Consider the following 19433-nt stretch of genomic DNA (forward strand, 5'->3'; position numbering starts at 1 on the left):
ACAAGATGCTATCGATCAAGAATCTGGAAGCGGGTTACGGCAAGGTCAAGGTGCTGCACGGCATCAGCATGGAGGTGCCCAAGGCCAAGGTGGTGACGCTGATCGGCTCAAACGGCGCCGGCAAGACGACGACGATGCGGGCGCTGTCGGGCATGATCCGGCCCACGGCGGGCGAGGTCACACTGAGCGGCAAGCGCATTGATGGCCTGGAATCGCACCGCATCGCTCGGCTGGGCCTGGCGCATTCGCCGGAAGGCCGGCGCGTGTTTCCCACGCTGTCGGTTACCGACAACCTGCTGTTGGGCGCGTTTCCGCGCCTGACGGGCAGCCGCCCCAAGGGCGATGTGCAAGCCGACCTGGGCCGCGCCATGGATCTGTTTCCGCGCCTGAAGGAACGGCGCGATCAACTGGCCGGTACCTTGTCGGGCGGCGAACAACAAATGCTGGCCATGGCGCGCGCCGTGATGCTGAACCCGGAGCTCGTGCTGCTGGACGAACCCTCGATGGGGCTGGCGCCGATCCTGGTGGAAGAGGTGTTCCGCATCATCGCGCGCTTGAAGGATGAAGGCGTGACGATGCTGCTGGTTGAGCAATTTGCCGCAGCCGCGTTGCAGGTGGCCGACTACGGCTACGTGCTGGAGAACGGCAGGATCTCGGTGCACGGCAGCGCGGACAAATTGCGGGACGACCCGGCGGTGGTGGCGGCATACCTGGGCGGCGGGCACTAGTCCCGGCAACGCAAAGCGCGACGGGCCGTGTGTTCAACACGGAACCGTCGCGCTTGTTACCACCCGGCGGCGTTCGGGCGGCTGGCGCCCAGACGCGCCGGGGTGCGTGCAATGACGCTTAGACGATGGTCAACGTCACGTCGATGTTGCCGCGCGTGGCGTTCGAGTACGGGCAAACGATGTGCGCTGCCGCCACCAGCTTTTCGGCCTGTTCGCGGTCCATGCCCGGCAGGGAAATCTTCAATTCGACTTCGATGCCGAAGCCGGTCGGGATGGCGCCGATACCCACAATGCCGTTCACCGACACGTCGGCGGGAATGGCGATCTTGTCGCGGCCGCCAACGAACTTCATCGCGCCCAGGAAGCAGGCGGAATAGCCCACGGCAAACAATTGCTCGGGATTGGTGCCGGTCGCGCCCGCGCCGCCCAGTTCACGCGGCGTGGTCAGCTTGACGTCCAGGTTGCCGTCATCGCTGACGCCACGGCCTTCACGGCCACCGGTGGCGGTTGCATTGGCGCGGTAGAGGACTTTTTCGATAGACATGATGCGTTTCCTTTGTAGGATGAAAGTTGAACTGCCTGGGCCGGACGGGCCTTCCCGCGTCGGCACTTACTGAAACTGAAGGACTGCTAACCCACTGCAAACGTGCTGCAAACCTATGCTTCACATTCATTTAAATCGTACACAACTATATAGCGCACTACTTATTTGACCGGGTAATGACAGGCATCACCCCACACTTCAAATACTGTCGACCAGCTTTTCCCGCAATGCGTGCAGCGCCTTCATCATGCCTTGCGCTTCGTCCAGCGTGCACTGGGCGGCGGCGGCCACGGCATGCGGCACGGCTTCGGCCTGCTCGCGCAGATCGCGGCCTTGCTTGGTCAGCCCCACGATCACCTGGCGCTCGTCGTCCACCGCGCGCTTGCGGGTTACCAGACCGGCGGCTTCCAGACGCTTGAGCAGCGGCGTCAGCGTGGCCGAATCCAGGAACAGCCGGGCGCCGATATCGGTCACCGTGATGTCCTCACCCTCCCACAGCACCAGCATCACCAGGTACTGCGGATACGTCAGGTCCAGCCCGCGCAGCAGCTTGCGGTACACCTTGTTCATCGCCAGCGAGGTCGAGTACAAGGCGAAGCACAGTTGGCTGTCCAGCAGCAGCGGGTTGAACGCGCTTTTGGGTTTGGTGGGCGCTTTCGCTTTGGATTTCATTGCGCAATATTAAATAGCGCACTATTTAACGTCAAGGATTTTTTGGAATATTTTTTTGCAGTGCTGCCGGGCTGCCGGGCTGCGGGGCTTCGGAGCATCGCACCGCCCTTTGCCTTCAGGTCGCGTGTTCGCCTTCCACCGTGCTGCGGTCCGACCCGTATTGTTTCAGGCCGTCCAGATCCAGCACACGCACCGCGCCGTATTCCACGTTCAACAGACCCGCCTCTTCCAGCTTGCGCAGCGCCTGATTCGCACGCTGGCGCGACACCCTGGCCAGATAGCCGACTTCTTCTTGCGTAATCGTCAGCCGCATTCCCATGCCGGGATACAGCAAAGGGTTGAACAGTTCAGCCAGACAGCGGGCCACACGCGCATCGGGGTCCAGCAGCCGGTCGTATTCGGCCTTGCCGATGAACTGCGCCACGCGCTCGTTCAGCTGATGCAGCAGATAACGGTTGAACGGAATGCTGGTGTCCAGCAGCCAGTCGAACGTTGCCGCCGGCAGCCGCGCCACGACGGAATCGCGCAGCGCGACGATGTCATATTTGCGGACTTCGCGCTTCAAGAGCGAGCCTTCGCCGATCCAGCCGCCGGCGGGCACGCCCGTTAACGAGGCGACCTTGCCTTCCGCGTTGCCCACCGACACTTTCACCAAGCCGGCCAAGACACCGATCCAAGCCTGTGCGAGTTCCCCTTTGCGCTCTATGATCGATCCGGCAACGACTTGCTGCACGGACAGGTCCCGCTCGACGCGCGATTGCTGCTCGGCGTTGAGCACGCGAAACCACGCCGCGGCAAGTTGAAGGGAGTCGGATAGCTGCATCGGGAATACCCTAAAAGTTCCTTGAATGTCGCGATGGTGACAGTTGGTAGCAACCCAACCTTATACCTTAAGTCCTGCCGTAAATCTAAAACCAACTGGTCAAGCCCCTACTCGCCAATGCCGCATCTGCGGCGCGCTGGCGCGGTGTGCCCAAACCGGAGGAGACAACGTGGCACATTCATCGCCCGCATCCGCACAGGTGCCGGCGGCGCTGGACACCTTTCCAGCGCTGCTGTTCGCGCATGCCAATGTTCGTGGGTCGCGGCCCGCGATCCGAGAGAAAGACCTGGGCATCTGGCAAACCCTGACGTGGTCCCAGGTGGCCGAGCATGTACGCCATGTGGCCAACGGCCTGGCGGCGCTGGGCATCCGGCCCGGCATGCACGTGGCCGTCATCGGCGAGAACCGGCCGCGCCTGTACATGGCGATGATGGCCGCGCAATCGCTGGGCGCCATTCCGGTGCCGCTTTATCAAGACGCTGTCGCGCAGGAAATGGTCTACGTGCTGCAAGACGCCGAGATCAGCGTGGCCGTGGTGGAAGACCAGGAACAGGTCGACAAGATGCTGGAAGTGCGCGAGCAATGTCCGGCCTTGCAGCACGTGGTGTTTGATGACCCGCGCGGCCTGCGCCATTACTCCGATTCCATGTTGCAGTCGTATGAACAGCTGGAGAAGCTGGGCCAGGACTACGCGGCGCAGCATCCCGACTTTCTTGACCGCGCCATCGCCGCCGTGCAACCGCACGACCCGGCCGCCATGTTCTATACGTCGGGCACCACCGGCAAGCCCAAGGGCGTGGTGCTGACACACCATGCGCTGATCGACCGCGCGCGCGCCGTGTCCGACATGGAAAACCTGACCGATCAGGAAGACGTGCTGGCGTATCTGCCGCCCGCCTGGATCGGGCAGAACATGTTTTCGTATACGCAGTTGCTGGTCACGGGCTTTACCGTGAACCACCCCGAATCGCCGGACACCGTGTCGATCGACATGCGCGACATCGGCCCCACCTATTACTTCGCGCCGCCGCGCGTGCTGGAGGGTCTGCTGACGCACGTCATGATCCGCATGGAAGACGCGGGCTATATCAAGCGCAAGCTGTTCGGCGCCTGCATGAAGCTGGCGCGCCGGGTGGGCACCAAGATCCTGGATGGCGAATCCGTCAACGCCTGGGATCGCCTGCGCTATGCGCTGGGCAATGCGCTGATCTACGGCCCCTTGCGCAACGCGCTGGGCATGAGCCGCGTGCGCGTGGCCTACACGGCGGGCGAGGCCATCGGCCCGGACCTGTTCGTTTTCTACCGGTCCATCGGCATCAACCTGAAGCAGCTGTACGGCTCGACGGAAACGTCCGTGTTCGTTTGCGTGCAGCCCGACGGCAAGGTGCGCGACGACACCGTCGGCCCGCCGGTGGCCGGCGTTGAAATCCGCGTGGCGGACAACGGCGAAATCCTGGTCAAGAGCCCGGGCCTGTTCAAGGAGTACTACCGCAACCCGGACGCCACGGCGGAAGCGCGCAGCGCCGACGGCTGGTTCCACACGGGCGACGCGGGCTACCTGGACACCGACGGCCAGTTGAAGATCATCGACCGCGCCAAAGACGTGGGCAAGCTGGCCAACGGCAGCCTGTTCGCGCCCAAATACATCGAGAACAAGCTCAAGTTCTTCCAGCACATCAAGGAAGCCGTGGCCTTTGGCGCCAACCGCGACGACGTTTGCGCCTTCATCAACATCGATCTGGAAGCCGTGGGCAACTGGGCCGAGCGCCGGGGCCTGCCGTATGCGGGCTACACCGACCTGGCCGCCAAGGAAGAGGTCTACCAGCTGATCGCCGAATGCGTCGAACAGGTCAATGCAGACCTGGCCACCGACCCCAAGCTGTGCGCATCGCAAGTCAGCCGCTTCTTGATCCTGCACAAGGAACTGGACCCGGACGACGACGAGCTGACCCGCACGCGCAAGGTGCGCCGCGCGTTCATCGCGCAGAAATACGGCGTGCTGATCGACGCGCTGTTCGGCGGCAAGCCATCGCAGTTCATTGAAACCGAAGTGAAGTTCGAAGACGGACGCACCGGCAAGATCTCAGCCGACCTGAAGATCTGGCCCGTCAAGACGTTTCCCGCCATCACAGCCCGAGCCGCGTAGAGATCATGAGCAACAACGACCGCGACCAGCGTATCGGCGACGTCATGCTGGACATGCAGAACATCTCCTTGTCCTTCGGCGGCGTGAAAGCGCTGACGGACATTTCCTTCAACGTGCGCGAGCACGAGATCCGCGCCATCATCGGCCCCAACGGCGCGGGCAAGAGTTCGATGCTGAACGTCATCAACGGCGTCTACACGCCGCAGAAAGGCGGCATTGCATTCCGTGGCGAGAGTTTCTCGAAGATGAACCCGCGCCGCGCCGCTGAAATGGGCATCGCGCGCACATTCCAGAACCTGGCGCTGTTCAAGGGCATGAGCGTGCTGGACAACATCATGACGGGTCGCAACCTGCGCATGAAATGCGGGCTGCTGTCGCAAGCCTTCCGCCTGGGCCCGGCCGAACGCGAAGAAACCCAGCACCGTGAATTCGTCGAGAACATCGTCGACTTCCTGGAGATCCAGGCGTATCGCAAGACGCCGGTGGGCCGCCTGCCCTACGGCCTGCAAAAGCGCGTGGACCTGGGTCGCGCGCTGGCGATGGAGCCGCGCCTGTTGTTGCTGGACGAACCCATGGCCGGCATGAACATCGAGGAAAAGCAGGACATGAGCCGCTTCATCCTGGACGTGAATGATGAATTCGGCACCACCATCGTGCTGATCGAGCACGACATGGGCGTGGTCATGGACATTTCCGACCGCGTAGTGGTGCTGGACTACGGCAAGAAGATCGGCGATGGCCGCCCGGACGAAGTCCGTGCGAACGAAGACGTCATCCGCGCCTATCTCGGCGTGTCGCACTAAGGCGGACAGACATGGGATTTTTTCTAGAGACCTTATTCGGCGGCTTGATGAGCGGCATGATGTATGCGCTGATCGGCCTGGGCTTCGTGCTGATCTTCAAGGCGTCCGGCGTCTTCAACTTCGCGCAGGGCGCGATGGTGCTGGTGGCCGCCTTGTCGATGGCGCGCTTCTCGGAATGGATACCGCGCTGGCTGGGCTTTGACAACATGATCCTGGCCAACGTGCTGGCGTTCATCGTCAGCGCCATGGTGATGTTCCTGCTGGCCGTTGCGATTGAACGTTTTGTGCTGCGCCACCTGGTCAACCAGGAAGCCACCACGCTGTTGATGGCAACGCTGGGCATCAGCTACTTCCTGGATGGGCTGGGCCAGATCACGTTCGGCAGCTCGGTGTATTCCATCAATGTGGGCATGCCGAAAGATCCGCTATTGATCCTGGACACGGTCTTCGAAGGCGGTTTGCTGATCAACCTGGAAGATCTGACAGCGGCTGTCATCGCCGCGCTTCTGGTGGCGGCGCTGGCGCTGTTCTTCCAGTACACGTCCACCGGCCGTGCCCTGCGCGCGGTGGCCGACGACCACCAGGCCGCGCAGTCCATCGGCATTCCGTTGAATCGCATCTGGGTGATCGTGTGGTGCGTGGCGGGCCTGGTGGCGCTGGTGGCGGGGATTATCTGGGGGTCGAAGTTCGGCGTGCAGTTCACGCTGTCCACCGCGGCGCTGCGCGCATTGCCGGTGGTGATCCTGGGCGGCTTGACGTCGGTGCCTGGCGCCATTCTGGGCGGCCTGATCATCGGCGTGGGGGAAAAGCTGTCCGAGGTTTACCTGGGGTCGCTCGTGGGCGGCGGTATCGAAATCTGGTTCGCCTATGTGCTGGCGCTGGTATTCCTGCTGTTCCGTCCGCAAGGGCTGTTCGGCGAGAAGATCATCGACCGCGTGTAAACCACAGGCCACTGGGATAAAAACATGTTCTATCGCGAAAACGGCCAGTTCAAGACCACGTACCGGGCGGATCAGCAGATCTTCCCGATCCGTCAGGACCGCATCTTCATCTGGCTGCTGCTGGCGGTGGCGTTCATCGCCGTGCCGGCGCTGTCGTCCGACTACCTGCTGCGCGCCATCCTGATTCCGTTTCTGATCCTGTCCCTGGCGGCGGTCGGGCTGAATATTCTGGTCGGCTATTGCGGGCAGATATCGCTGGGCACGGGCGCGTTCATGGCGGTGGGCGCCTATGCCGCCTGGAACTTCGGCGTGCGCTTTCCGGGCATGCCGCTGATCATCCAGATTCTGCTGGGCGGCTGCTTCGCCACGCTGGTGGGCGTGATCTTCGGCATCCCCAGCTTGCGGATTCGCGGGCTGTACCTGGCGGTGGCGACGCTGGCCGCGCAGTTCTTCGTGGACTGGGCGTTCCTGCGCATCCCGTTCTTCACCAACTATTCATCGTCGGGCAACGTGTCGGTGCCGCCGCTGACCGCGTTCGGCCTGCCGGTGCAATCGGCCATGGAAAAGTACCTGTTCGTGCTGATCCTGGTAGTGGTCTTCAGCCTGCTGGCCAAGAACCTGGTGCGCGGCGCGATCGGCCGCCAATGGATGGCGATACGCGACATGGACGTGGCGGCGTCGGTCATCGGCATCCGCCCCATGTACGCCAAGCTGACGGCGTTCGCGGTCAGCTCGTTCATCGTGGGCGTGGCGGGCGCGCTGTGGGGCTACATCCACCTGGGTTCCTGGGAACCGCTGGCCTTTGATCTGACGCGTTCGTTCCAGCTGCTGTTCATGGTCATCATCGGCGGGCTGGGCTCGATCATCGGCAGCTTCTTCGGCGCGGCGTTCATCGTGCTGGTGCCGGTGGCGCTGTCGAACATCCCGCATGCGCTGGGCATCCCGCTGTCGGTGGACACCGCCGCGCACATCGAACACATGGTGTTCGGCGCGCTGATCGTGTTCTTCCTGATTGCCGAACCGCACGGGCTGGCGCGCTTGTGGAGCATCGGCAAGGAAAAGCTGCGCATCTGGCCGTTCCCGCATTGACGACAATTTGATTTCGCATTGATTTCTGCGGACCGCGGCGGCAAAAGTGCCGTGATCCACATCCTGAATACCCGGCTCAAGACCGGGCCAATCCCGGTGTCCCAGGGTTTACTGACCCAAGCACCACGCAGGAGGTAAATGGAGATGAAGCGTCTTAACCTGAAGTTGGCGGCAGCCCTGGTGGCCGCAGCCGGCGCCATCGGCGCCGTGGCCACGCCGGCAATGGCGGCCGAAGAGCAGTTCGTTCCGTTGCTAGTGTATCGCACCGGGTCGTTCGCGCCGCTTGGCATTCCCTGGGCCGATGGCAAGCTGGACTACCTGAAGCTGGTCAACGAACGTGATGGCGGCGTCAACGGCGTCAAGATTACGTACGAAGAATGTGAAACCGCCTATGCCACCGATCGCGGCGTGGAATGCTATGAACGCCTGAAGGGCAAGGGCACCGGCGCGTCGGGCTTTGACACCCAGTCCACCGGCATCACGTTTGCCGTCAGCGACAAGGCCATGGTCGACAAGGTGCCGGTCGAAACGATGGGCTACGGCCTGTCGCAGTCGGTGGATGGCAGCGTGTTCGAGTGGAACTTCCCGCTGCTGGGCACCTACTGGACCGCCGCCGACGTGATGATCCAGGACATCGCCAAGAAAGAAGGCGGCATGGACAAGCTCAAGGGCAAGAAGATTGCCCTGGTCTATCACGACTCGCCCTACGGCAAGGAACCGATCCCGCTGCTGCAAAAGCGCGCGGCCAAGGAAGGCTTCGAGTTGGTGCTGTACCCCGTGACTGCCCCCGGCGTGGAGCAGAAATCCACCTGGTTGCAGATCCGCCAGGCCCGCCCGAACTACGTGCTGCTGTGGAGCGCGGGCATCATGACGCCCACCGCCATCCGCGAAGCGCAGGCCAGCGGCTATCCGCGCGACAAGATGTACGCCATCTGGTGGGCCGGCTCTGAAGGCGACGTCAAAGACCTGGGCGATGTGGCCAAGGGCTACAACGCCATCACCGTGCACAACAGCGGCGCCGAGCACGACAAGGTCTACGACGACCTGAAGAAGTTCGTCTACGACAAGGGCCAGGGCGCGGACAAGACCGGCAAGACCACGCTGGGCACCATCGCCCACACGCGCGGCATGATGATTTCGATGCTGCAAGTGGAAGCGATCCGCACGGCGCAGGAAAAGTACGGCAAGGGCAAGGCGTTGACGCCCGAGCAGGTGCGCTGGGGTTTTGAAAACCTGAACCTGACGCAGGACAAGCTGGACAAGCTGGGCTTCGGCCAGATCATGCGCCCCGTCAAGACCTCGTGCAGCAACCACAAGGGTGACGACTGGGCCCGCATCGTGCAGTGGGACGGCGCCAAGTTCAAGGTGGTGTCCGACTGGTACCAGGCCGACAAGACCATTCTGGACCCGATGGTCAAGGACGCCGCGGCCAAGTACGCCAAGGAAAAGAACATCACGCCCCGCACTTGCGAGAACTGATGTGAACCGGCGGCCGGCGTCCTTGTGGATGCCGGCCGCCACCACGCCGCAGGAATCGTCATGACCGCTGCATCTTCCATTGCATCTACTGCTGCACCTTCCGCTGCAACCCCGGTTGCCGCCCCCGCTGCCGCGCCCTCCGTGCTGCTGGACGTCAACGGCATCGAGGTGATCTACAACCACGTGATCCTGGTGCTCAAGGGCGTGTCCCTGCAAGTGCCGGAAGGCAAGATCGTGGCCTTGCTGGGCGCCAACGGCGCGGGCAAGACCACGACGCTGCGCGCGATTTCGAACCTGCTCAAGGGCGAACGCGGCGACGTCACCAAGGGCCATATCCAATACCGGGGCCAGCGTATCGAACGCCTGTCGCCGGCCGAGCTGGTCAAGCGCGGCGTCGTGCAGGTGATGGAAGGCCGCCACTGTTTCGCGCACCTGACCATCGAGGAAAACCTGCTGACGGGCGCCTACACCCGCAGCATGAGCCGTGCCGATACCGCCGCCGCGCTGGAACGGGTCTACCAGTATTTCCCGCGCTTGAAGCAACGCCGTGCCAGCCAGTCGGGCTACACGTCGGGCGGCGAACAGCAGATGACCGCCATTGGCCGCGCGCTGATGGCCAACCCCAACATGATCCTGCTGGACGAGCCCTCGATGGGGCTGGCGCCGCAGATCGTGGAAGAGATTTTTGAAATCGTGCGCGATCTGAACCAGCGTGAACGCGTGAGCTTCCTGCTGGCGGAACAGAACACCAACATCGCGCTGCGTTACGCCGACTACGGCTACATCCTGGAGAACGGGCGCGTAATGATGGACGGGGCCGCGCTGGATCTGGCCCAGAACGAGGACGTGAAGGAGTTCTACCTGGGCATCTCCAGCGGAGAACGCAAGAGCTTTCGCGACAACAAGTTCTATCGCCGCCGCAAACGCTGGCTGGCCTGAAGAGAGGGTGCGATCCCATGTCCGAGTTTTTCGATGTACTGGAAACCCGTGCGCCCGAGCAACGCGAGCGCGAGCTGATGGCCGCCTTGCCCGACGCGATTTCGCGAGCCATTGCGCGCGCGCCGGCAATCGCCGAGCAGCTGCGCGGCGTTGACCCGGCCACCATCACGTCGCGCGCGGCGCTTGCCCGGCTGCCGGTGCTGCGCAAGCACGAACTGCTGGAACGCCAGCAGCACAGCCGCGACGACGACGCCACGCCCGCCAGCCCCGGCAAGGCGTTCGGCGGCTTCTCGGCCATTGGCTGGGGCGAGGCGATGCGCGTGTTTGCGTCGCCCGGCCCTATCTACGAACCGGAAAGCGCGCGCGCCGACTACTGGCGTTTTGCCCGGGCGCTGTACGCAGCGGGCTTTCGCGCGGGCGAACTGGCCTACAACTGCTTTTCCTATCACTTCACGCCGGCCGGCTCCATGATGGAAACGGCGGCGCACGCCGTGGGCTGCACCGTGTTTCCGGGCGGCACCGGCCAGACCGAACAACAGGTGCGCGCCATTCAGGACCTGGCGCCCAGTGGCTACACGGGCACGCCCAGCTTTCTGAAAATCATCTTGGAAAAGTCGGACGAGCTGGGGGTGAAGCTGGGCTCGCTGCGGCGTGCGCTGGTGTCAGGCGAAGCGTTTCCGCCGTCGCTGCGGGATTGGCTGGCGGCGCGCGGCATTGACGGTTATCAGGCGTACGGCAGCGCCGACCTGGGCATGATTGCGTTTGAAACGCCCGCGCGCCAGGGGCTGGTGCTGGGCGAAGACATCATCGTGGAAATCGTGCGCCCGGGCACCGGCGAACCGGTGCCGGACGGCGAAGTGGGCGAAGTCGTCGTCACCACCTTGAACCCGGACTATCCGCTGGTGCGCTTCGGCACCGGCGACCTGTCGGCAGTCATGCCGGGCATTTCGCCTTGCGGGCGCACCAACACGCGCATCAAGGGCTGGATGGGCCGGGCCGATCAGACGACCAAGGTGCGCGGCATGTTCGTACACCCTTCACAAGTGGCGGACGTGGCGCGTCGCCATCCCGAGATCCTGCGCGCGCGGCTGGTCATCAGCGGCAGCACGGGGTCGGACCGGATGGTGTTGAAAGTGGAATCGCGCGTGCGCGGCGAAGACCTGTCCAAGCGCATCGCGGAATCCGTGCGCGATGTGACCAAGCTACGTGCCGACGTGGAATGGGCGGATGCCGACAGCCTGCCCAACGACGGCAAGGTCATCGACGACGTGCGTACGTACGAGTGACACGGGGCCGTGCCGGCCTAGCGCTGTCGGATCTTTTCGATCACCGAGAAGATCGCCATGCCCGCGATCATCGCGGCCACGAAGATCAGCGCGTCCGGCACGCCCGCGGCGGCTGCCACCAACGCGGGGCCGGGGCAAAAACCCGCCAGGCCCCAGCCCGCGCCAAAAGCCAGGCTGCCTAGCGCCAGCCGCGTGTCCACCCGCGTGGCCGTCGGCCAGCGCAGCGGGTCGCCTGACAAGCTGGCGCTTTTCCGGCGCAACAGCGCGAACCCCGCCGCCGTCACCAACACCGCGCCGCCCATCACGAACGCCAGCGACGGATCCCAGTCACCGGCAATATCCAGAAAGCCCAGCACCTTGGCCGGGTTGGCCATGCCGGACACGATCAAGCCCAATCCAAAGACCAGCCCCGACGCGAAAGCGATCAGCGCGACCATGTCAGCCCCCCGCCCCATGCCGCACGACATAGACGACCGCAAACCCGGCCGCCATGAACAACGCAGTGGCCACCAGCGACCGCACAGACCCTCGCGACAGGCCGCACACGCCGTGGCCGCTGGTGCATCCCGACGCGTAGCGCGTGCCGATGCCCACCAGCAGGCCCGCCACGATCAAGCGCGTTGTCCCGGCTTGGACCACGATTTCCGGCAAGGCGCCGCCCAGCCGGTACAACCACGGCGCCGCGCACAGGCCCAGCAGGAACGCTAGCCGCCAGTTCCCGTCGCGCTGCCGCCCCAGCAAGCCGCCCACGATGCCGCTGATGCCGGCGATTCGGCCGGCACCCGCCATCAACAGGACGGCAGCGGCGCCGATCAGCAGGCCGCCCAGCGTGGCCGGCACGGGGGTAAAGGCAGACCAGTCCGGGTTCATGTGAGTGACTCCATCGCGCGGCCGCAGTACAAACTGGATAGCGTTTTCATGACTTGGCTGACCTCGGGGCTGGCCATCTGGTAGTAGACGTACTTGCCATCGCGGCGCGTCGCCACCAGGCCTTCGTCGCGCAGCACGCCCAGCTGCTGCGACAGCGTCGGCTGGCGGATGCCCGTCAGCGATTCCAGTTCGCCCACGTTGCGTTCACCTTGCACCAGCTGGCACAGCAACAGTAGCCGGTCTTCGTTGGCCAATGCCTTGAGCAGCGTGCAGGCCTTGGCGGCAGAGGCGCGCAAGGCGGCGAGTTCGCAGTCGGTCAGGGGGGAGTTCATGAGCTAGGGGGAGTGACAAAGGAGGCAGGCAGTCATTATATTTATGTATAAACTATTGAACAATATTATTTGAAAGTATAGATTGTTCTACGTTGTCTATGCGTTGTCTCCACGGCCGGCCATGAATCCACACATCCAAGCGTTCTTCGACTCCGTCACCGCCACCGTCACGTACGTCGTGCACGATGGCAGCGCCTGCGCCATCATCGATTCGGTGCTGGACTACGACCCGAAATCGGGACGCACCAGCACGGCCGGCGCGGACCGCGTCGTGGAGTACGTGCGCCAGCAAGGCTTGCAAACGCAATGGCTGCTGGAAACCCACGCACACGCCGACCACCTGTCCGCCGCCCCCTATTTGCAGCGGCAACTGGGCGGCGTGATCGCCATCGGGCAAAGCATCCGTACCGTGCAAGGCGTCTTCAAGCAGGTCTTCAACCTGGAACCCGAATTCCAGCTGGACGGCTCGCAATTCGGCCGCCTGTTCGCCGATGGCGAGACCTTTTCGATCGGCAAACTGACGGCCACCGCCATCCACGTGCCGGGCCACACGCCGGCCGACATGGCCTATTTGATCGGCGACGCGGCGTTCGTGGGCGATACGATGTTCATGCCGGACGTGGGCACGGCGCGTTGCGATTTCCCGGGTGGCGACGCGCACGAGCTGTACCGGTCCATCCAGCGCCTGCTCGCATTGCCCGGGGGCACGCGCCTGTTCATGTGCCATGACTACCCGCCCGCCGGCCGCGACGCCCACTGGCAAACGTCGGTGGCCGAACAGCGGGCGTCCAACATCCACGTGCGCGACGGCATCAGCGAGGATGAATTCGTCGCCATGCGCACCCGGCGCGACGCCACGCTGGGCATGCCGACGCTGATCCTGCCCGCCATCCAGGTCAACATCCGCGCGGGGCATTTCCCGCCGCCCGAAGACAACGGCGTGCGCTACCTGAAGATTCCGGTCAACGGGCTGTAGGCGGCGCCGTCAATCGCGCCTGCCGTACTTGCGCGGCACGGGCGAATCCCGCAAGATCGGCGGACTTACCGATAGCCGACCAGACGGAACCCCATGTTCGCAGAAGCCGAAGCCGACCCCAGCCTGTCCAAGGACGAGTTCAAACCGCTGGAAGCCCGCTTGCGCGTCGCCCTGCTCAACGCCCAGTACCGGCGCCTGGAACAGGCCGAAAAAACCTTGCTGGTGGTGGTGGCCGGCATTGACGGCGCGGGCAAGGGCGCCACCATCAACCAGTTGAACGAATGGATGGACCCGCGCCACATCAAGACGCTGGCGTATGGCCCCCCTGAAGGCGAAGAGCTGGATCGCCCGCCGTTCTGGCGGTATTGGAAAGACCTGCCGCCCAAGGGCAAGACGGGCATCGTGTTCGGCTCTTGGTACGCGCCCCTGATCATCGAGGCCGCCAGCAAGAAGCCCAACCAGGAATACATCGCGGCGCACTCGGCCGCCATCCTGCGCTTTGAAGCCATGCTGGCCGCCGAGGGCGTGCAAATCGTCAAGCTGTGGTTCCACCTGTCGGCCAAGGCGCAGACGGACCGCGCCCAGCGCTTGCTGGCCAGCCCCGAGACCTCCTGGCAGGTCAGCCCGGTGGACTTGAAAGTCGCCAAGCGGTTCGACCGCATTCGCCATGGCGCGCAGATCGTGCTGAACCATACCGACAGCGGGCACGCGCCGTGGATCGTCATTCCCAGCGCCGACGAAAACATGCGCGCGGCGCGCACAGCCGAGGCCGTGCTGGCCGCGATGCGCCAACGCGGCGTGCCGCGCATACCGGCATCGTTTCACGCGCATGCGCGCCCGACCCGCGTTGTCGACCGCCTGGGCGAACTGGACTACGACGCCAAGATCGACAAAGACGATTACGAGTCCGAACTGGGCTTGTTGCAGGGCCGGCTGGCACGCGCGGCGCGTTCGCGGAAATTCCTGGATCGTTCCCTGATCCTGGTCTTTGAAGGCCAGGATGCCGCCGGCAAGGGCGGCGCCATCCGACGCGTCACGCACGCACTGGACGCCCGTCAGTTCGACATCACACCGGTTGCCGCGCCGTCCAGCTACGAGATGTCGCGCCCGTACCTGTGGCGCTTCTGGCGGCACCTGCCCCGGCACGGCCGCGTGGCCATCTTTGACCGCTCCTGGTACGGCCGCGTGCTGGTCGAGCGCGTGGAAAAACTGACCGCCCCCGCGCAATGGCGGCGTGCCTACGGCGAAATCAATGACTTCGAAGAACAGCTGGTGGCCAGCGGCGCGCTGGTGCTGAAGTTCTGGTTGGCGGTGACGGAAGACGTGCAGCTGGAACGCTTCAAGGAACGCGAGAAATCGCCCTTCAAGAATTTCAAGATTACGCCGGACGACTGGCGCAACCGGGAAAAATGGAAAGACTACGCGGCGGCCGCCAACGAAATGCTGGCCCGCACGGACGTGGCCCATGCGCCGTGGCATCTGGTGTCGGCCAACGACAAGCGTTACGCTCGCGTGCAGGTGCTGCGACACATCGTCCAGGCCCTGGAAGAGCAACTCTGAATTCAATCTGTGTAGGAGGCCCCGCGCCATGAGTACCGCTGAAATCCGCCCCATCGGCGCCGCCGACTTCGACATCTGGCTGCCTCTGTGGAAGGGCTATCAGGCGTTTTACCGCGTCAGCATCGACGACGCCGTGACGCGCAACACCTGGGCGCGCCTGCTGGACCCCGCCGAACCGATGCACGCCGCGCTGGCGTTCGACGGCGGCCGCGCCATCGGCATGGTGCACTGGATCTTCCATCGCTCCACCTGGACGGCGGGCGACTACTGCTACCTGCAAGACCTGTACGTGGACGCGGACGTGCGCGGCACCGGCGCGGGCCGCAAGCTGATCGAACATGTCTACGCCGAAGCCACCGCCGCCAACGCCGCCCGGGTGTACTGGCTGACGCACGAAACCAACGCCCCCGCCATGCAGCTGTACGACCGCATCGCGGACCGCTCGGGCTTCATCCAGTACCGCAAGGTGCTGACATGAGCGCGCGCGACCCGAACTGCCCCTTGTGCCAGGAAGATGGCGGCACGGTGCTTTGGCGCGGGCCGCATCTGCGCGTGATCGAGGTTGACGATGCCGACTACCCCGGCTTCACCCGGGTGGTCTGGAACGGCCATCTGGCCGAGATGACCAGCCTGTCCACGCACGGGCGCGACCTGTTGATGCGCGCCGTGTACGCCGTGGAAGAAGCACAGCAGGCCGTGCTGGCGCCTGACAAGATCAACCTGGCGTCGCTGGGCAACATGGTGCCCCACCTGCATTGGCACGTGATCCCCCGGTGGCGCGGCGACCGCCATTTTCCGGACCCGATCTGGGCCGCGCCGCGCATTGCCGCCGGCGCGGAACCGGCGCAATGGGCGGACCGCCAGGCGCGCACGCAGGCGCTGCTGCCGCGCTATCGCAACCGGGTCGTCGAAGCCATGAATGCGCTGTTGATGCATTGATGCGTCGTTGATGCACGCGGCACCGGGCTACCCCGCCCGGGCGCCGCGCCCCCGTTCCGCCAGCCAGGACCCATACACGGTTTCCACCTGCTGGGCGGCGCGATCGGCGCAGAACAAACCTTGCTCGCGGATCCGCGTCTGGCCCGCCTGGCCCATGCGGCGGCGCAAGGCGGGGTCGGCCAATAACGTGGCCAACGCCGCGGCCAACGCGGCCGGGTCACGAGGCGGCACCAGCAGGCCGGTCACGCCTGCCTGCATGGTTTCAGGTACGCCCCCCACGTTCGTACCGATCACCGGCACGCCCATGGCGGCGGCCTCGATGAAGACGGTGCCCAGCGCTTCGCGGTGCGTTGCCAACGCGAAAACGTCCAAAGCCATCAACACGTTGCCGATATCGTGGCGCCTGCCCGTGAAATGCACGCGCGCGTCCAACCCCATCGCCGCCACCTTGTCTTGCAACTGCGGCATCAGCGGCATGCCGTCGCCAACCAGCACCAGATGCGCGTCGGGAAAGCGGGAAGCAATACGCCCGAAGGCGTCGATCAGGTCGGCATGGCCTTTTTCAACGCGCATCACCGCCACGCACCCAACCACCAACGCGTCGGCTGGCAGGCCAAGCTCGCGCCGTACGCAGGCATGTTGCGCGGCTTGCGGCAGCACGATGGGCGAATGGATGGTGGCAACCGAGCCGGGCCGCGCGCCGCCATCCAGCAACTGCTGCTGCACATACCGGCTGACGGCAATGACGCGATGCGCCAGCCAGGTGTAGGCATAGAGCGAACCGATGGGCTTGGCCAGATGCCGCGTGCGCACGATCAGCGGCGCGCCGGCCAGCCTGGCGCCCCACGCGGCCAATACGGTGTCGCGGCGGCTGTGCGTGTTGACCACGTCAAAGCGCCTGCCCCGCAGCAGCCGGCGCACAAAGAACACGCCGCGCAGAAAATTGCCCGGGCCGTCCATGACGATGCGGTGCACCGTGAACCCGGCCTCGCTTGCCCGGTCGCCCAGTTCCGCACCGGGCTGGCACAGCAGTTCCAGGTGATGGCCCCGGTCGCGCATCGCAACCATTTCCTTGTAGACGCAGAATTCCTGCCCGCCAAATGAGGTGGCGGCTTCGGTATGCAAGATGCGCAGTCGGCCACCGGCATCCGCGGCCGGGGTAGCAACGGGTGCGGAAGTCATTGAGGCAGGCGGGCGTCGTGGGCATCGGCGTTCGTATCGCCATTCGACCCGGCGTTCGACCCGGCCTTCGACTCGGCGCGGTGCCACGCTTGACCTAGAACCAGCAGATAGGCTTCCAGGTACGCCACGTCTTCCGGAGCCAGCGCCAGGACGCCGGGCTCGCGGCATTCATGCGGGCATTCAGAGGCAGCCAGGCGGGAGCCCGCCCACACCTGGATGCTGCCGTGGCAAGACATGTCAAAGCGGGCGCCCTCACCGTGCCACGCCAACAGGCGCATGCTGGGGGCCAGGTGCATTACCTGATATCGACCATGGGCATCTGACGACGGGGGTGCGCTGACGGCGCTGCCGATATCGACCAACCGGGGAGCCGCGCCGGGGCGGGCGGGCTGGTAGGTCAGCACGGAAAGCTGATGGAGGGGCTGCGGGGGCTGGGGGGGCTGAAATGGCATAAGACGCATAGGGCACAGGCAAGGATTAAGCCCGGCGATGCTAGCCAGGAACGCACGCGAAATACCCCAGAAAATTCTTACTTTCCGGGTGCCCCTCTTGCAGGGCCGATATATAGGACGAATCCGACCGAATGCCTGCGCAGGCACTTTTCAAGAATTACTGAGAATGCGTGGAATTTGGCCGACGTTGAACTACAGTTGCCTCACTTTGCCGGTGCCGCATCGACTTCACCGCACGGCATCGCCTCGCCTGTTCAGGTAAAATTCAGCAATTATTTCGACCCACCCTCACTCAAGGACGCTCTTTGACTCAGCCGGCCACGCCCCATCGCCCCGCCTCTTTTCTTCAGGCATTCCTGCGCTCGGAAGCGCTGGGTGGCTATGTGCTGATGGCCGCCGCGCTGGTCGCCTTGATCATCGCCAACAGCCCCGCCGCCCCGGTCTACTTCGACGTGCTGGGCACCAAGCTGGGCTTCACGGCGGGGCCCGTCGTGCTAAAGGAAACGGTGCTGCACTGGATCAACGACGGGCTGATGGCCGTGTTCTTCCTGCTGGTCGGCCTGGAAATCAAGCGCGAGGTCCTGGACGGCCAGTTGCGCGGGGTATCCCGCATCGTGCTGCCGGGCGTGGCGGCGGTGGGCGGCATGGTGATGCCGGCCCTGATCTACGTGGCGCTCAACCTGGGCACGCCTGACACCTTGCGCGGCTGGGCCATTCCCGCCGCCACCGACATCGCCTTCGCGCTGGGCATCCTGGCGCTGCTGGGCAGCCGCGTGCCGACGTCGCTGAAGATCTTCCTGACTGCGCTGGCCATCCTTGACGACCTGGGCGCCATTGTCATCATTGCGCTGTTCTATACGTCCCAATTGCAGGTGTTTGCGCTGGCCATGGCGGGCGCGCTGCTGGTCTGCCTGTTCCTGCTGAACCGCGCCGGCGTGCTGCGCCTGACGCCCTATCTGCTGCTGGGCGCCCTGCTGTGGTACTTCGTGCTGAAGTCCGGCGTGCACGCCACGCTGGCCGGTGTCGCCCTGGCGCTGACCATCCCGCTGCGTCCGCGCAACCAGGGCAAGCCCGAAGCCCATTCGCCCCTGCACGACCTGGAACATGCGCTGCATAAGCCCGTCGCGCTGCTGATCGTTCCGATCTTCGGCTTTGCCAATGCGGGCGTGTCCTTCGCGGGCATGGGTCTGGCCAGCCTGGCACAACCCGTGCCGCTGGGGGTGGCGCTGGGCCTGTTCCTGGGTAAACAGCTGGGCGTGTTCGGCTTTGCCTGGCTGGCGATCAAGACCGGCATGGCCAGCCTGCCGCGCCATGCCACGTTCAAGCAGCTGTACGGCGTGGCGCTGTTGTGCGGCATTGGCTTCACCATGAGCTTGTTCATCGGCGCGCTGGCTTTCACCGACGCGGCCACGGTCGACGCCACCAAGATTGGAGTGCTGACCGGATCGCTGGCGTCCGCCGTGGTCGGTTTCCTGCTGCTGCGCTCGGGCGGCGCCCCGGCTACCGAGGGCGCTCCCGCCCCGGTGCGCCAGGGCTGAGTCGGCGGGCGCCGGGCGTTCAGCCGGCGCTCAAGCTGAAGGACTACCATCGGATCAATTCCTTGCGGATCACCAGCGCGGCACCGGCCGGCGATTCGCAAGGCCGTCTGTCGCCGGCCGTCGCGCCCTGGGCG

The 19433-nt window shown here is 64.6% G+C and carries 21 protein-coding genes; 13 read left to right on the plus strand and 8 right to left on the minus strand.

From position 1 onward, the window contains the following. Window positions 1–5: 5 nt before the first annotated feature. On the plus strand, window positions 6–728 hold the full coding sequence (locus tag DVB37_RS26690; RefSeq protein WP_046803048.1) for an ABC transporter ATP-binding protein: 723 nt from the start codon (window positions 6–8) through the stop codon (window positions 726–728). Between the two features lie 118 nt (window positions 729–846). On the opposite strand, the gene DVB37_RS26695 is transcribed toward DVB37_RS26690, so the two are convergent. From DVB37_RS26695 to DVB37_RS26705, 3 genes are all read right to left on the minus strand, one after another. Then, window positions 847–1272, minus strand: coding sequence for an organic hydroperoxide resistance protein (locus tag DVB37_RS26695; RefSeq protein ID WP_120157220.1), 426 nt, complete (start codon window positions 1270–1272; stop codon window positions 847–849). A 198-nt stretch (window positions 1273–1470) separates the two neighbouring features. Beyond that, the gene (locus DVB37_RS26700; protein WP_046803046.1) at window positions 1471–1944 is read right to left on the minus strand and encodes a MarR family winged helix-turn-helix transcriptional regulator; all 474 of its coding nucleotides are present in this window, start codon (window positions 1942–1944) and stop codon (window positions 1471–1473) included. A gap of 115 nt (window positions 1945–2059) precedes the next feature. After that, window positions 2060–2767 carry a Crp/Fnr family transcriptional regulator gene (locus tag DVB37_RS26705; RefSeq protein WP_046803045.1) on the minus strand — a complete coding sequence of 236 codons (708 nt, stop codon included), beginning with the start codon at window positions 2765–2767 and terminating at the stop codon, window positions 2060–2062. Window positions 2768–2936: 169 nt separating this feature from the next. Here DVB37_RS26705 and DVB37_RS26710 point away from each other — a divergent pair, with 169 nt between their 5' ends. From DVB37_RS26710 to DVB37_RS26740, 7 genes are all read left to right on the plus strand, one after another. Beyond that, complete coding sequence (locus tag DVB37_RS26710) at window positions 2937–4913, plus strand: long-chain fatty acid--CoA ligase (RefSeq protein WP_120157221.1); 1977 nt, start codon at window positions 2937–2939, stop codon at window positions 4911–4913. Window positions 4914–4918: 5 nt separating this feature from the next. Beyond that, window positions 4919–5716: an ABC transporter ATP-binding protein gene (locus DVB37_RS26715; RefSeq protein WP_046803043.1), complete on the plus strand. Its 798-nt coding sequence runs from the start codon at window positions 4919–4921 to the stop codon at window positions 5714–5716. An 11-nt stretch (window positions 5717–5727) separates the two neighbouring features. Further along, a complete protein-coding gene (locus DVB37_RS26720; RefSeq protein ID WP_120157222.1) occupies window positions 5728–6657 on the plus strand; it encodes a branched-chain amino acid ABC transporter permease in 930 nt (309 codons plus the stop codon). A 24-nt stretch (window positions 6658–6681) separates the two neighbouring features. Then, a complete protein-coding gene (locus tag DVB37_RS26725; protein ID WP_046803041.1) occupies window positions 6682–7746 on the plus strand; it encodes a branched-chain amino acid ABC transporter permease in 1065 nt (354 codons plus the stop codon). A gap of 138 nt (window positions 7747–7884) precedes the next feature. Beyond that, window positions 7885–9225 carry an ABC transporter substrate-binding protein gene (locus tag DVB37_RS26730; protein ID WP_082134340.1) on the plus strand — a complete coding sequence of 447 codons (1341 nt, stop codon included), beginning with the start codon at window positions 7885–7887 and terminating at the stop codon, window positions 9223–9225. Window positions 9226–9285: 60 nt separating this feature from the next. After that, a complete protein-coding gene (locus DVB37_RS26735) occupies window positions 9286–10164 on the plus strand; it encodes an ABC transporter ATP-binding protein (protein WP_046803040.1) in 879 nt (292 codons plus the stop codon). 17 nt (window positions 10165–10181) lie between these two features. Next, window positions 10182–11450 carry a phenylacetate--CoA ligase family protein gene (locus tag DVB37_RS26740; protein WP_046803039.1) on the plus strand — a complete coding sequence of 423 codons (1269 nt, stop codon included), beginning with the start codon at window positions 10182–10184 and terminating at the stop codon, window positions 11448–11450. 17 nt (window positions 11451–11467) lie between these two features. Here the strand turns inward: DVB37_RS26740 and DVB37_RS26745 are convergent, their stop codons facing one another. Genes DVB37_RS26745 through DVB37_RS26755 form a run of 3 tightly spaced genes read right to left on the minus strand, consistent with a single transcriptional unit; the run spans window position 11468 to window position 12652 of the window. After that, window positions 11468–11887, minus strand: a complete 420-nt coding sequence (locus DVB37_RS26745; protein WP_120157223.1) for a YeeE/YedE family protein — start codon at window positions 11885–11887, stop codon at window positions 11468–11470. Window position 11888: 1 nt separating this feature from the next. Beyond that, entirely contained in the window at window positions 11889–12320 is a 432-nt protein-coding gene (locus DVB37_RS26750) for a YeeE/YedE family protein (RefSeq protein ID WP_120157224.1), read from the minus strand. Next, a complete protein-coding gene (locus tag DVB37_RS26755) occupies window positions 12317–12652 on the minus strand; it encodes a helix-turn-helix transcriptional regulator (protein WP_046803036.1) in 336 nt (111 codons plus the stop codon). Before DVB37_RS26755 ends, DVB37_RS26750 begins: the two co-directional genes overlap by 4 nt. Before the next feature lie 121 nt (window positions 12653–12773). Between DVB37_RS26755 and DVB37_RS26760 the strand changes: the two genes are divergently transcribed. The 4 genes from DVB37_RS26760 (at window position 12774) to DVB37_RS26775 (ending at window position 16127) form a co-directional block, all read left to right on the plus strand. Then, window positions 12774–13628 carry an MBL fold metallo-hydrolase gene (locus DVB37_RS26760; protein ID WP_046803142.1) on the plus strand — a complete coding sequence of 285 codons (855 nt, stop codon included), beginning with the start codon at window positions 12774–12776 and terminating at the stop codon, window positions 13626–13628. Window positions 13629–13721: 93 nt separating this feature from the next. Further along, window positions 13722–15188 (plus strand): polyphosphate:AMP phosphotransferase, encoded by a 1467-nt coding sequence (gene pap, locus DVB37_RS26765; RefSeq protein WP_046803035.1) that lies wholly within the window; start codon window positions 13722–13724, stop codon window positions 15186–15188. Between the two features lie 28 nt (window positions 15189–15216). Beyond that, window positions 15217–15666, plus strand: coding sequence for a GNAT family N-acetyltransferase (locus DVB37_RS26770; RefSeq protein WP_046803034.1), 450 nt, complete (start codon window positions 15217–15219; stop codon window positions 15664–15666). Continuing rightward, window positions 15663–16127, plus strand: a complete 465-nt coding sequence (locus tag DVB37_RS26775; RefSeq protein WP_046803033.1) for an HIT family protein — start codon at window positions 15663–15665, stop codon at window positions 16125–16127. Before DVB37_RS26770 ends, DVB37_RS26775 begins: the two co-directional genes overlap by 4 nt. A 27-nt stretch (window positions 16128–16154) precedes the next feature. On the opposite strand, the gene DVB37_RS26780 is transcribed toward DVB37_RS26775, so the two are convergent. Then, window positions 16155–17309 carry a glycosyltransferase gene (locus tag DVB37_RS26780; protein WP_120157225.1) on the minus strand — a complete coding sequence of 385 codons (1155 nt, stop codon included), beginning with the start codon at window positions 17307–17309 and terminating at the stop codon, window positions 16155–16157. Next, the gene (locus tag DVB37_RS26785) at window positions 17306–17713 is read right to left on the minus strand and encodes a hydrogenase (protein WP_205571595.1); all 408 of its coding nucleotides are present in this window, start codon (window positions 17711–17713) and stop codon (window positions 17306–17308) included. Before DVB37_RS26785 ends, DVB37_RS26780 begins: the two co-directional genes overlap by 4 nt. 353 nt (window positions 17714–18066) lie before the next feature. On the opposite strand from DVB37_RS26785, the gene nhaA reads away from it, so the two are divergent. Further along, window positions 18067–19299: a Na+/H+ antiporter NhaA gene (nhaA, locus tag DVB37_RS26790; protein WP_120157226.1), complete on the plus strand. Its 1233-nt coding sequence runs from the start codon at window positions 18067–18069 to the stop codon at window positions 19297–19299. Window positions 19300–19433: the final 134 nt, after the last annotated feature.

Source organism: Achromobacter sp. B7, assembly GCF_003600685.1.
In the GTDB taxonomy this organism is placed as follows: domain Bacteria; phylum Pseudomonadota; class Gammaproteobacteria; order Burkholderiales; family Burkholderiaceae_B; genus Achromobacter; species Achromobacter spanius_B.